General features: G+C 69.9%; 14 protein-coding genes. 5 read left to right on the top strand and 9 right to left on the bottom strand.

Translation table 11 applies throughout. From position 1 onward, the window contains the following. Nucleotides 1-7: 7 nt before the first annotated feature. The 6 genes from Q4V64_RS01635 to Q4V64_RS01610 all read right to left on the bottom strand — a co-directional run bounded on the left by Q4V64_RS01635 (nt 8) and on the right by Q4V64_RS01610 (nt 3,729). Nucleotides 8-196: a hypothetical protein gene (locus Q4V64_RS01635; RefSeq protein WP_124445354.1), complete on the bottom strand. Its 189-nt coding sequence runs from the start codon at nt 194-196 to the stop codon at nt 8-10. A gap of 78 nt (nt 197-274) precedes the next feature. Next, nucleotides 275-523 (bottom strand): hypothetical protein, encoded by a 249-nt coding sequence (locus Q4V64_RS01630; protein WP_124445355.1) that lies wholly within the window; start codon nt 521-523, stop codon nt 275-277. Beyond that, entirely contained in the window at nt 520-1,854 is a 1,335-nt protein-coding gene (locus Q4V64_RS01625; RefSeq protein ID WP_124445356.1) for a S8 family serine peptidase, read from the bottom strand. Before Q4V64_RS01625 ends, Q4V64_RS01630 begins: the two co-directional genes overlap by 4 nt. Before the next feature lie 286 nt (nt 1,855-2,140). Next, nucleotides 2,141-2,623: an SRPBCC family protein gene (locus Q4V64_RS01620; protein ID WP_124445357.1), complete on the bottom strand. Its 483-nt coding sequence runs from the start codon at nt 2,621-2,623 to the stop codon at nt 2,141-2,143. Further along, nucleotides 2,620-3,009, bottom strand: a complete 390-nt coding sequence (locus Q4V64_RS01615) for a metalloregulator ArsR/SmtB family transcription factor (protein ID WP_253267493.1) — start codon at nt 3,007-3,009, stop codon at nt 2,620-2,622. The genes Q4V64_RS01620 and Q4V64_RS01615 overlap by 4 nt, the downstream gene beginning before the upstream one ends. Nucleotides 3,010-3,015: 6 nt before the next feature. Beyond that, a complete protein-coding gene (locus Q4V64_RS01610; protein WP_124445358.1) occupies nt 3,016-3,729 on the bottom strand; it encodes a DNA alkylation repair protein in 714 nt (237 codons plus the stop codon). Nucleotides 3,730-4,021: 292 nt separating this feature from the next. Between Q4V64_RS01610 and Q4V64_RS01605 the strand changes: the two genes are divergently transcribed. Then, the gene (locus Q4V64_RS01605) at nt 4,022-4,696 is read left to right on the top strand and encodes a class I SAM-dependent methyltransferase (protein WP_124445359.1); all 675 of its coding nucleotides are present in this window, start codon (nt 4,022-4,024) and stop codon (nt 4,694-4,696) included. A gap of 82 nt (nt 4,697-4,778) precedes the next feature. On the opposite strand, the gene Q4V64_RS01600 is transcribed toward Q4V64_RS01605, so the two are convergent. Further along, entirely contained in the window at nt 4,779-5,456 is a 678-nt protein-coding gene (locus Q4V64_RS01600; RefSeq protein WP_124445360.1) for a hypothetical protein, read from the bottom strand. Between the two features lie 1,057 nt (nt 5,457-6,513). On the opposite strand from Q4V64_RS01600, the gene Q4V64_RS01595 reads away from it, so the two are divergent. Continuing rightward, the gene (locus tag Q4V64_RS01595) at nt 6,514-7,704 is read left to right on the top strand and encodes a glycosyltransferase family 87 protein (protein WP_253267494.1); all 1,191 of its coding nucleotides are present in this window, start codon (nt 6,514-6,516) and stop codon (nt 7,702-7,704) included. Nucleotides 7,705-7,917: 213 nt separating this feature from the next. Further along, nucleotides 7,918-8,115 carry a hypothetical protein gene (locus Q4V64_RS01590; RefSeq protein WP_124445361.1) on the top strand — a complete coding sequence of 66 codons (198 nt, stop codon included), beginning with the start codon at nt 7,918-7,920 and terminating at the stop codon, nt 8,113-8,115. Between the two features lie 276 nt (nt 8,116-8,391). Here the strand turns inward: Q4V64_RS01590 and Q4V64_RS01585 are convergent, their stop codons facing one another. After that, nucleotides 8,392-9,267: an LLM class flavin-dependent oxidoreductase gene (locus tag Q4V64_RS01585; RefSeq protein WP_124445362.1), complete on the bottom strand. Its 876-nt coding sequence runs from the start codon at nt 9,265-9,267 to the stop codon at nt 8,392-8,394. Nucleotides 9,268-9,416: 149 nt separating this feature from the next. Further along, nucleotides 9,417-10,436 (bottom strand): aldo/keto reductase, encoded by a 1,020-nt coding sequence (locus tag Q4V64_RS01580; RefSeq protein WP_124445363.1) that lies wholly within the window; start codon nt 10,434-10,436, stop codon nt 9,417-9,419. Nucleotides 10,437-10,592: 156 nt separating this feature from the next. Between Q4V64_RS01580 and Q4V64_RS01575 the strand changes: the two genes are divergently transcribed. Beyond that, nucleotides 10,593-11,183: a TetR/AcrR family transcriptional regulator gene (locus Q4V64_RS01575; protein ID WP_124445364.1), complete on the top strand. Its 591-nt coding sequence runs from the start codon at nt 10,593-10,595 to the stop codon at nt 11,181-11,183. A gap of 35 nt (nt 11,184-11,218) precedes the next feature. Next, nucleotides 11,219-11,875: an HAD family hydrolase gene (locus Q4V64_RS01570; protein ID WP_124445365.1), complete on the top strand. Its 657-nt coding sequence runs from the start codon at nt 11,219-11,221 to the stop codon at nt 11,873-11,875. Nucleotides 11,876-12,014: the final 139 nt, after the last annotated feature.

The following is a 12,014-nucleotide window of genomic DNA, read 5'->3' as shown; positions in this document are numbered from 1 at the left end:
GGCTCGCTCAGCGCTTCTTGGGGCGGGGGGTCGGCGGCGACAGCAGCAGTTCGATGTCTCCGGAGAGGAGCGAAAGCGCGGCGCATTCCCGGCTGTCGCGGTAGACGCCGTCAGCTTCGGCGGGGTCGAGTGCCGCCTCGACGTCGATGCTCCGGATGCCGGTGAGTTCCTCGATCGCCTTGTCAGTGGAAGGCATACGACCATCTCCTCGGGGTTCGCCATGAACCTTCGTAGGAGGAACGCCCCGGGCTCAGGGACGGGGCGTTCCTCGGGCTTACTGGATCGGGGAGTCCGGCGGGGGGAGTCGAACACCGCGATCCCGGTCGACGGAGTCGACACCGTCCACCGCCTCCAGGGCCGGTATCCGGTCCTCCGCCACCGTGCCGGAGAGCGTGCCCAGGATCGGCTGCTCGCCCGTGACCGTCAGACCGGCCCGCCGCAGGGCCTCGACCACCTCCGCGAACCGGTCGGGATCGACCGCGAGGACGACCCCGACCGGCGCGGACTGGGACGATTCGCTCACGGGACCTGGAGCAGGCCCGCGCCGACGTCCTGGACGGGCTGCGCCAGCGGGAACGCCCCGGACAGCAGACTGGCGATCAGGTCGAACGCGGAAGCGTTGGGGTTCGCCTGGGCGAGCAGTGCGAGGGCACCCGCGACGTGTGGCGTGGCCATGCTGGTGCCGCTCAGGCTCTGGTAGCCGCCGCCGAGGGCGGCCGAGCGCACGTCCCTGCCGGGCGCGGCGATGTTGATCTCGCCGCCCTGGCCGTTGATGCCGCCGTTGGAGAAGAACGACGGCGTGATCGCCTTGTCGAGCGCGGCCACGGCGACGATGGAGGGGCAGTTGGCGGGTCGGCTGACGGGCTCGACGCGCGGGGGCCGACCGCTGTCGTTGCCGGCGGCTGCGACGATCACCGTGCCGCGCTCCAGCATGCGCCGGGCCAGCTTCTCGTACGTCTGCGGGAAGAGCTCACCCTGTCGGACCGGGGCGCCGAGCGACATGGAGACCACCCGCGCGCCGTGCGCGACGGCCCAGGCCATGCCCGCCAGGATCTGGCCGTCGGTACCCATGCCCGCGTTGTTGAGCACCTTGGCCGCGAGGATCCGGGCTTCGCAGGCAACGCCGTAGCGGGGTCCCTGCTGCGGGTTGGCCGGACCGGCGGCGGTGCCGATGCAGTGCGTGCCGTGGCCGTGGCGGTCCTCGACGGCCTCCCCGGGCACGAACGAGGCCGCTGTCTCGATGCGTCCGGCCAGGTCCGGGTGGCTGGTGTCCACGCCGGTGTCGAGAACGGCGATCCTCACATCGCGCCCGGTCAGCGGGGACAGGTTGGCCCGGATGGCCTGCAGGCCCCAGGTGCACCTCTGCTCGTCCCACGCAGGGCCCTGTGCGGCGGCCATTTCGGCTCTGGTGTGGCGGGCGACCACGTCCTCGTCGCTGCGGTACGCCGGGTAGAACTCGGTCGGTGCCTGCGTCGGGGCGGTGATCGGCGAGGCGTAGACCAGGCGCTCCGGCTCCGCCGCGATGATCGAGGGCTCCGTCTCCGCCGCGGTCACCAGCGCGTGACGCCGTTCGGGCCGTACTTCGACCACGGCGACGCCGAGTTCCTCGAAGTGCACCGAGACGTCGGGGCGTTCGAGGAGTTCGGCGACGTTCGTGGCCTCGGTTCCTCGGACACGTTCGACGGACGCGATGTCGGCGGCGGAACGTAGTGCGTTCAGCGCGCTCTCCTGGTTACTCAGGTCGAGCAGGATCACGTACCGACCGGTGTACTCCGCACCCTGGCCCGGGACAGGGCCATTGGGCTGATAGGGCCGCTCGCCGAAGGCGCGCCTGTCCATGGGTCCGTTCGCCATTGAATTTCCCGTTTTCTCTTGCGCTTGACCCGGTTGGTGGACGCGCGTCGATTCATGGCGTGTCAGGCGCCATGAATGGTGAGGCGCGGTTCAGCCGTGTATCGACGCGTGATGCCGTCACCTGCAAGGCTGTCCCTTGCCAGGCCGTCGGCATTGCCCCCTGGTTCACCGTCGCACTGGGCACGGAGGCCCGCAACACAGCGCCGCTGCCCGGGGCAGGGGCCCGACCTCCTCGAACTGTCCGGGCCCCTCCCCGCGCCCCCTTCCCGCTGGACGCGAGTGGCGGTTACGCGGCGAACCGGCCCGCGTATGCGGCCAGGCAGTAGTCCCAGCCCCGCGGGGACTCCACGCCGCCGCGCACCGCGGGCGCTCCGGCACCGTGGCGCTCGAAGTGGCGGTGTTCGAGCTCCACTCGGGTACGTCCCTCGCCCTCGGCGACGAAGCGCACCTCGACCTCGCTGGCGTGCGCCGGGTCAGGGTCGTACTGCCACTCTCCGTCCAGGTGCCAGGCCAGCACGAGTCGGTCGGGCGGCTCGTACGCGAGCACCCGTCCGGTGTCGCACTCGGAGCCGTCGACCCCGACCTCGTACCAGCGTCCGCCGGCCTCGGGCTCGACGACGAAGTCGGCCATGTCGACCTTGCCGATGTGGTACTCCCTCGGCCACCAGCTGCCGAACCGCTCGGCGAACACCTCGAACGCACGTTCAGGTGTGGTGGCGACAGTGACCGTCTTGCGTACCGTGTCCTGCGTCTGGGTGGGCTCGCTCATGATTCCGGTCCTTCCGCGGGCTCGGGTGGTTGTGTCGCGTCCTGCTCCGTATCCGCTTCGGCGTCCTGCTCCACGGCCGCCTCGAAAGCGGCCAGTGCGTGATCCCACATCCGGTCCAGGTACTCGCGCATCGCGGCGATCGCGGCGGGCTGGACGCGGTACACCCGCCGGGTACCCTCCGCCTGATCGGCCACCAGTCCGGCCTCCTTGAGCACCTTCAGATGCTGGGAGACCGCCGGGCGGCTGACGGGCAGCAGGTCGGCCGGCTCGCGCGCCGGCTTCGGGGCCGCCACCAGGCTCTCGAAGATCGCGCGCCGGGTCGAGTCACCCAGTCGAGGGTGCGCCCGCCATCCACCTTGGGGTTGGTGCGAGACGGGAGCAGTCACCAGGCCTCAACGCGTCTTCACGAAACGGGCCCGCTCGTCCGGCGCCAGGCGCTCGGTCGCGTACCGCACAGTGATCCGCGGCAGCCCGGCGAGATTCCGGTCGAGGAAGTCCACCATCGCCTGCTCGTCGCGGCGGCCGATCTCCCTCAGCATCCACCCAGACGCCTTGTGGATCAGCGGCTCCGGATCCCGGCGCAGCCTGAGGACAAGCCGGAAGGTCGACTCGAAGCGGCCGGCGCGGATCAGCGCCAGCGTGGCCAGCATGGCGATCCTGCGGTCCCACAGCCAGTCCGACCCGGCCAGCTCGTCCAGCACGTCCAGCGCGTCCAGCGCGTCCGGCGGTCCGTCCAGGAGCCACGGCCCCAGAACCACATGCGCGGAAGCGTCCACCAGATCCCAGTTGTCCACGCATTCGGTGCGCGCCACATAGAAATCGACCAGTGCCTCAAGGTCAGCGCCCTGTGCGCTCCGCACCTGCTCGGCCAGGACCAGCAGACCGGCGAACCGCTCCTCGTGCACCCGGCTGTGCAGCAGAACGTCCACGCCCTCCAGCGACAACTCCCGGTATCGCCGGGCGAGTTCGCGCATCACCGGAACGCGTACGCCGAGCAGCTCGTCGTCGGCCGCGGGGCTGAGCACCCGCTCCAGCTGCGCGCGGACATGGGGCGCCGCATGATCCCTCAGCTCGGACCGCAATTCCTTCAGGGGGCCAGTCGTCATGGTGACGGACGCTAGCGTCCTGTGACCGAGGTGGGTATCCCGGACGGTGGGAGACGGCACGAAACGGGAGCAGCCTCCGGTTCGACGAGGTGCTCCGGGCGCCGGACACTACCGGCTGCGCCTGATCGACGGCGCGCAGTCGCGCGATCACCGTTTCCAGGCCGGCCTGGATCGCGCCCAGCTGTGAGCGGCGGCCTCCTCGGGCATACCGTGAAGGGACTTCACCATGTATGACCTCCGCACAGCATGGCAGCCCTCAGGGACCCGCCGACGAAGAGGACGGTGACCAGCCATGACCACTCGGACCAGGCAGCCTGTCCGGCCCCATCCGCTCTTCGCCCGCTTCTATGCCAAGATCGCCGGCCCCGCCCTGGACAAGGCCGGCATCACGGAACACCGCAAGCGCCTGCTGTCCGGCCTGACCGGCGAGGTCGTCGAGATCGGCGCGGGCAACGGGCTGAACTTTTCGCACTACCCGCCGGAGGTGACGCGGGTACTGGCCGTCGAACCGGAGCCGCGCCTGCGCGCGCTGGCCGAGCAGGCCGCCGCCACGGCCCCGGCGCCGGTGGAGGTGACCGACGGGGTCGCTGAGCAACTGCCGGTAGAGGACGCCTCGTTCGACGCGGCCGTCGTCTGCCTGACCCTGTGCTCGGTGGCCGACGCGCAGGCTGCGCTCACCGAGATCCACCGTGTCCTGCGACCCGGCGGACAGCTCCGCTTCTTCGAGCACGTACGCGCCGACTCACCCGCCATGCGCCGCGTCCAGCGCGCGCTGGACGCCACCGTCTGGCCCCTGCTGATGGGCGGCTGCCACACCGGGCGCGACACCCGATCCGCCATCGCCGCCGCCGGGTTCACCATCACATCGATGGAGAAGTTCCCCTTCCCCGAGACCCGCCTGCCCTCCCCGGCGGCCACGCACATCCTCGGCACAGCGGAGCGCCGCCCCCCGGAGGGCACACGATGACCACTCCCGAGCACGTGGACCGGGCAGCGCCGTGGCCGAGGCCGCTTGCCCACCGGGAAGTCACGGCGTGTGTCCGACGGTGTCAGGCATCAGCCTTTACGGCCTGTTCCCCGCTCTGCGCGGGTGCGGTCTGCCCCGGCCCGTCGGGAGCGGTGTAGAACACGGATGTGCCCTGCTTGGTGCGCTGAGCCTGGTTCCGGGCGACCAGCCCTTCGAGGGTGGTGCGCACCACGGTTGCCTTGATGTTGCGTTCGGGATGGGCCTGGCCGAGGGCTGTGGCGATCTCCGCTGATGAGCGCGGTTCGCCCTGCTCGGTGAGGTGGCGGCGGACCAGGTCGACCAGCTTGGGCTGTGCCGACTTCGCGGCCTCCGTCTTACCCGCGTTCTTCGCGGCCTCCGTTTTACCCGCGTTCTTCTCGGCGGTCGACTTACCGGCCGTGGCTCGACGGGGCTGGGCAGCAGCCTTCTTCGTCCGGGTCCGCTTGCCTGTGCCGGACTTGGTGGTCGTCTCCTTGCGGGGAGCGGGCACCGCGACGCTGTCCGACTGGGCCGCAGGCTCTGCGGGAGCCGGTGCGACTTCGATCGCTCGCTGAATGCTGACGAGCACCGTGTGGTCACGCTGCAGGGCCGCCAACTGGTCCTGCAGTGCGGCGATTTCCGCGCTGAGACGTTCTTGTTCCTTGGTGTTGCGTTCGAGGTCGGCTTTCACTTGAGCGGTGTACTGCGACGTCAGTTCGGTGGCGGAGATGTTCTCGGACATGGGGTGCACAACCTTTCCTCGGTTCGAGGCGAAGGGCCTGTCACACGTTTGTGCTGTCCCGGGTTGATGTCTGCGGGGCAGCAGCGATATCCCGTGCACAGTGCCCGGTCATAGCGATAGTACGGACAACTGGAGCATGTTGTTTCCCTCGAGCACGTCCATGGTTCAGTTCATGTCCCCACGGCCGCTGGATACGGGGCGCTTTGACCGGGGGAGGAGACAGCTTCCACGCCGCGACCCGCGGCCCCTGGTCAACTCGTCGACACCCCGGGCGGCATGAGCGCGACACCATGATTGTCACCCGCCGCCGCCACGCCGGCTGGAGCGGCGTTCAGTGCCGTCATCGACAGGGTTCCAACTTGCTCCGGTCATGAATTCGAGGTGGGGACGAGTCGCCCTCAGATGTCCGAGCTCGGCGACGCAGCCACCGCCGGTCGCCGGCGACGGCTGAACCCGGCCGGGGCCGGCCGGCGGCGTCCCTGACGCGAGCAGCCCCGGCTGGACGGGGGAGACCAGCCGGGGCCGCTGCGGTCGTGACGTACGGAGGGCGGTCGCCTCGCGGCGAAAGGCTCCGTGGGGCTTCAGCCGAACGATCGTCCCCACGGGCTGGCGGTGAGGCCCGGGGACACTGTCCCCTCCGCAGCCACATGTAGATGAACGGTTGTCGGCCTTGAGTTGTTCCGCCCTGACGCGATGGTGGCTGTGAGCTGAGGCACGCCAGTGGGGGAGGCCGGTTGAGGCAGTAAGCGACGAGGGCGCGGCCTGCCGTGCGCGGTGACGCACCTCGGGCGCGTGCTCGAACTGGACGGTGCCCATCAGCACTTCACCACGGCACAATCGGACCTCGGTTGACCCGGAGCGGCTGCGGACGCCGGCCCAGAGCGCGGTCGTGGCCGGGCGTCCGGTGCTGCGACTGTGAAACGTTCGCCGGTCCTCGAAGGTGTGTGTCGTGTCGGATTCGTGAGCGAGTTCGAGACAGCGCGGCGTGCGTTCGCCCCGGTTCACCCTGCCCCGCGTCATCACGAGATGTGACGATCCATCAGCTTAGGATACGGGCGTGGACCCCGACGATCCCCCCGCCGTCACTCCCTGGCTGCACCAACGCGCCTCACTCCCGGCCCGGCTGGCCGTCGTCGCGCTGCTCGCGGTCATGGTCCACCGAGCCACCACCGTCCCCCGTCCCGGCCTGGACAACACCTTCGTAGTGGCCGCCGCCCGCACCTTCCTCGACGGCCGATCTCCCTACACCAACCCGCGTTTCCTGTACCTGCCCAGCAGCGTGCTCGCCGCCGTGCCCGAGGCGCTGCTCGACGACCGGGTCCTGCGCGTGGCCGGTCCCTGTATCGCCGCCGCCCTGGTCCTCACCGGCTGGCTGCTCGCCCTGCGGATCTTCGGCGTGCCCGCGCACAGCCGCCTGGCCGTACTCGTCGCCGGTGGACTCGCCTACCTCATGCCGTTCTGGAGCGTGGTCGTCCTTGCCAACTGGACCGCCTCCTCGGTGGCACTGATGCCGCTCGCCCTGCTGTTCGCCGCCCGCGGGCGCTGGACGGCCGCGGGGGTGGTGACCGGGTTCGCCATCGCGCTGAAACCCATGCTCGCCCCGCTCCTGCTGCTCTTTCTCCTCGCGCGGGCCTGGAGGGGAGCCGCCGCCGTTGTCCTGCTCCCGCTCGTCGCCTCCGTCACGGCGGCGCTGGCCATGCCCCGGCCCGACCTCTTCCTCACTCGCGTCCTGCCCTTCCTGCTGCGCGGGCAGGACGACTTCGCCCGCCCCTACGACGCCTCACTGGTCACCGTCCTGCCCCGGCTCTCCGTTCCGGTCTGGATCGCCACTGCGGCAGCTCTCGGCCTGGCCGGGGCGGGACTGCTGCTCGCCCGGCGGCGCTGGCATGGCGGCGGTGACCCCCGCGCGCGGCTGGTGGAGACCGCCGCCATGCTGATGTTCGCCACCTTCCTCGTCTCGCGGCCCGCGTTCCTCCACTACGCCCTGGTGCCGCTGCTGCCGTTGCTCGCCTCGGCGGGCGTACCGGGGAGCGCTCCCCGCTCGCCCTGGTTCTGGATCGCCTTGTTGCCCCAGGTCCCCGCGTTCGCCTGGCCCCTGCTGGAGGCGCCCGAACGCCGGGCGTTCAAGGACGCCGCGATGCTCTGCCTGCTCGCGGTCGTGGTCGGTGCGCGGTGCCGGCACTCGGCCGGCACCGGGCGGCCGAACGCCCCGGCCGTCCCCCCGGAGACCTCCCGGGCGGGAACATGAACTCCGGCGTCCATGCACCGACGCACCCTGCACCCAGGCCAGGTGCGGGTACCTGGAATGTGGTCATGGTCCGCTGCGGTGTGGCCGTGACTCGAACGAGCCCGGTGCCCGGATCAGACAAGGCTCGGCTGCAGCGGGACTGGGCGATGCGGCGATTCGCCGATAAGCCGATCTCGGCGCGCAATGGTCCAAAAGGATGTGCATGGTGACTTCATGAACATCACACCCAAGAAGTCCGTTGCCCGGCGATTCGCGGTCAGTGCCGCCCTGGCCCTCGCGCTCTCGGCAGCGCCTGCGACAGTGGCCTCCGCCGCGGTACCCGCCCCTCACGCCGCCGCCAAGGCCACGGCTGCCCAGTCGAGCCCGACCGACGGCCACGATCACGGCCATGACCACGGCCATGACCACTAGAAAAGCTGCATTCTCGTCGTCATCATCTGCACGTAGCCGGCTCGAACACCGCGTTGGGGAGACGGCCCCGTACCAACAGGGGGACCGATGCCACGGCTTCTACCGCCGCCGAATCGTCCCCCTGCTGGAGCGTGAACCACCTCCACTCGAACCAAGAGCGCCTCACGGAGGAGAACGCGTACCTGACGATCAGCCACCGGCCAGTGGTGCTCACGCCGAAACCGGCCCAGCTCAGCGCTCGTCGGCCGGCCACCGATCACTAGTACTGCAAGGTGTTCAGGCCGACGTGCTGATGAGCTCGTCGGTGACCCACCGTGCGACCTCGGCGGGGTATGGCGCCGGCAGTCCGAGGACGATGTGCCGGAAGCCCGCGTCGACAGCGTCGCGGATCGCGTCCTGGGTGACACGGGGCTGGTCGTAGGAGACGGGCAGGTGGATCGAGCGGGTGACCGAGGCGGGGTCGCGGTCGATCTCGGCGCAGTAGCGGTCCAGCAGTGCGCTGCGGTCGACGACGTCGTCGATGTCGCCGCCCGGGATGTTCCACATGTCGGCGTGCTCGGCGACCACGCGCAGTGTCGCGGACGAGCGTCCGCCGATGAGGATCGGCGGGTGGGGGCGCTGGACGGGTTTGGGGTTGCCGAATGCTCCGGTGAGGTGGTGGTAGGTGCCGTGGAAGTCGAACGGCTTGTCCTCGGTCCATAACCGCCGGATCACCGCGCAGGCTTCGGCGAGACTCCCCACGGCGTGTGCGGTGTCGTGGAAGGGCAGGCCGTGTGCCGCGTACTCGCGCCGGGCCAGGGGAGGGCTGGGCCGTGAGCCGACGCCGATGCCGAAGTCGAGCCGTCCACCGGAGACGATGTCGACGGTCGTGGCGATCTTGGCCAGCATCGCGGGCGGCCGGAACCGGTTACTGGTCACCAGCACCCCGAGCCGCAGGCGCCGGGTGTGGGCGGCGAGGGCCGAGAGCAGGGTCCAGCCTTCGTGGGTCGGTCCGTCCGGGTCACCGCCGATCGGCATGAGGTGGTCGAACAACCATGCGTGCTCGATCTCCGGGATCATGTCCGCCTCTCGCCAGACCCGCAGGACGTCGTGGTAGTCGACCTGCATGGGGGCGGTCATGATCCCGAAACGAGGCCGGGACGTGTGTGGCATCGAGCTGTTGGTCCTTTCAGCACGGGCGGCGCCGACTGTGGTGTGCTGCCGGGGGTCAGTCGATTGCGGCGATGACGTAGCGTTCACCCGCGCGATTCCCGTCGGTTCGGGGGCTGCGGGAGAGGATGTGGGCGCTGCCTCTCGGGGAATCAGCGGCGCCGCAGTGACGGGTCGAGCAGCGCGGGCGGAGTGTCGTACTTCTCGTGCGCGGCCAGGTCCGTGCCGGGGGCGACGATCGCGTCGATCGCGTCGAGTACGTCGGCGGAGAGCACGGTGTCAGCGGCGGCGAGTTGCGAGTGCAGGTGGGCCGGCGTGCGGGGGCCGATGAGCGCGCTGGTCACGGCGGGATGCGCGGTCACGAAACCGAGCGCGAGCTGGATCATCGTCAGGCCGGCCTCGTCGGCGACCTTGGCCAGCTGCTCGACGGCGTCGAGCCTGGCCCGGTTGAACGGGGTGGCGGTGTCGAAGCGCTCCGGCATGAACGTCGAGCGGCTGGTGGTGATTTCCTGGCCCTCGCGGATCGCTCCCGACAGCCAGCCCGAGGCCAGCGGGCTCCACACCAGGACACCGAGCCCGTACTGCTCGGTCACGGGGAGCACATGGCTCTCGATCCCGCGCTGCAGGATCGAGTAACTGGGCTGTTCGGTGACGTAACGGCTCAGGTGATACTCGCGGGCGGCCCACTGAGCTTGCACGATGCGGTACGCCGGGAAGGTCGAGGAGCCGAAGTAGCGGATCTTTCCCGCGCGCTGCAGGTCGGTCAGAGCCGACAGCGTCTCCTCGTCGCTGGTGCTCGGGTCCCACCGGTGGACCTGGTAGAGATCGACGTGATCGACACCGAGCCGGCGCAGGCTGTTGTCCAGCTCGGTGACCAGCCAGCGGCGTGAGCTGCCCCGATGGTTGCGCTCGTCGCCCATGGGCATGCCCGCCTTCGTGGCCAGCACGATGTCGTCGCGGCGGCCGGCGATGGCTTTGCCGACCAGCTCTTCCGACTCGCCGTCGCTGTACATGTCGGCGGTGTCGATGAGGTTGATCCCGCCCTCGAGAGCGGCGTCGACGATGGCGGTGGCCTCGACCTGGGTGGTGCGTCCGATCTTGCCGAAGTTCATCGCGCCGAGCGCGAGGGAGCTGACCTGTACACCGGTGCGGCCCAAGGTGCGGTACTGCATGACCGTGTTCCTCCGTTGCGGATGAAGCGTGGTGTCAACGCGTGGCTTGGTTGTCGGTCCCCCGCTCTGTCATCATGAGCAAGCGGAACCTTGTTCCGGAAACATACGGAACGTTGTTCCGTTTAGCAAGCCTCGGTAGGCGGAGGGAGCGGCGCGGTGAACGACAGCGACGAGGGCGCAGGGCCCACAGCCCAGCCCAAGCGGGCGGACGCCCGGCGTAACAAGGAGACCCTGCTCGACGCGGCCGCCGCGGTCTTCGTCACGTCCGGCGTGGAAGCGCCGGTACGTGACATCGCGGCCAAGGCCGGCGTCGGGCTGGGCACGATCTACCGCCACTTCCCGACGCGAGCGGATCTCATCATCGCCGTCTACCGGCACCAGGTCGACGCCTGTGCCGAGGCCGGGCCGGCCCTGCTCGCGAGCAGCGCGACTCCGCACGCCGCGTTCGGGCAGTGGATCGATCTCTTCGTCGATTTCCTGGTCACCAAGCACGGACTCGCCGCCGTGCTGCAGTCCGACGACGCCGGCTTCGACACGCTGCACGCCTATTTCCTCGACCGGCTCGTGCCCGTGTGCGCCGAGCTGCTCGAAGCCGCAGCCGTCGCCGGCGAGATCCGCTCCGACGTGGATGCCTACCAACTCATGCGCGGCGTCGGTAACCTCTGCATCGGCGCGGACAGCGATCCCCGCTACGACGCACGTCGACTGGTCGAACTCCTCATCGCTGGGCTGCGCCGTCCGCGTTGACCACCGGCCAGGCATCTGAGTGGGAGTTGAGCCCTGTGCAGAGGTTGGCCCTGTTCGATCTGGACAACACCCTGGTCGACCGGCGGCTAGCGTTTTCTGTATGGGCGGGGGAGTTCGCCGACGAGCGCGAACTCGGAGGCGAGGCGGCACGTTGGCTGATCGCCGCGGACAGGCAGGGAGCCCGGCCGCGTGACCAGTTCTTTCGCGCGGTCCGGGACCACTTCGGGCTGGTGGAACCGGCCGACGAATTGTGGGCCGCCTTCCGTGCCCGGATGCCGGACCTGGTGCGGTGCGAGCCACGCGTGCTCGACGGTCTGTCGCAGTTGCGGGCGTCGGGCTGGCGGGTGGCCATCGTCAGCAATGGCATGGCCGACAACCAGTTGATGAAGATCGAACGGTCCGGGCTGAGGGAGCGGGTGGACGCCTGCTGCGTCTCCGGCGAGGTCGGCATCCGAAAGCCGGACGTCCAGATCTTCCAACTGGCCGCTGAACGGTGCGGTCGTGCCTTGGCCGAAGGCGGTTGGATGATCGGCGACAATCCCGAGCACGACATCGCCGGCGGCCGGGCCGCCGGGCTCCGGACCATGTGGGTCGGCGAGCAACACGCCTGGCCCAGAGGCGAGTTGCGGGCCGACCGGACGGTTGTGGACGCGGTGGCGGCGATCAGTCGTCTGCAGTCGTTCGACACCTAGGGCGATGGCGAAGTCGAAGCGGACGTTCGGCGCGCCCCGCGCCGGAGGTCGATGGTCAGGGGTGGCCGGGGTGAGCAGGCCGATCGTGTTCGACCACTTCGGCACTCGCTGGGCGTATCGACGCCGTCGAGGACGAGGA

Source organism: Streptomyces sp. NL15-2K, from assembly GCF_030551255.1.
Lineage (GTDB): Bacteria > Actinomycetota > Actinomycetes > Streptomycetales > Streptomycetaceae > Streptomyces.
The sequence above is the reverse complement of the archived record's forward strand: the minus strand, read 5'-3'. Positions and strand labels throughout refer to the sequence as shown.

Coding starts and splice junctions, on each gene's coding strand:
- Q4V64_RS01635 (WP_124445354.1), bottom strand. CDS start 196: ATGCCTTCCACTGACAAGGCGATCGAGGAACTCACCGGCATCCGGAGC.
- Q4V64_RS01625 (WP_124445356.1), bottom strand. CDS start 1,854: ATGGCGAACGGACCCATGGACAGGCGCGCCTTCGGCGAGCGGCCCTAT.
- Q4V64_RS01620 (WP_124445357.1), bottom strand. CDS start 2,623: ATGAGCGAGCCCACCCAGACGCAGGACACGGTACGCAAGACGGTCACT.
- Q4V64_RS01610 (WP_124445358.1), bottom strand. CDS start 3,729: ATGACGACTGGCCCCCTGAAGGAATTGCGGTCCGAGCTGAGGGATCAT.
- Q4V64_RS01605 (WP_124445359.1), top strand. CDS start 4,022: ATGACCACTCGGACCAGGCAGCCTGTCCGGCCCCATCCGCTCTTCGCC.
- Q4V64_RS01600 (WP_124445360.1), bottom strand. CDS start 5,456: ATGTCCGAGAACATCTCCGCCACCGAACTGACGTCGCAGTACACCGCT.
- Q4V64_RS01590 (WP_124445361.1), top strand. CDS start 7,918: ATGAACATCACACCCAAGAAGTCCGTTGCCCGGCGATTCGCGGTCAGT.
- Q4V64_RS01585 (WP_124445362.1), bottom strand. CDS start 9,267: ATGCCACACACGTCCCGGCCTCGTTTCGGGATCATGACCGCCCCCATG.
- Q4V64_RS01580 (WP_124445363.1), bottom strand. CDS start 10,436: ATGCAGTACCGCACCTTGGGCCGCACCGGTGTACAGGTCAGCTCCCTC.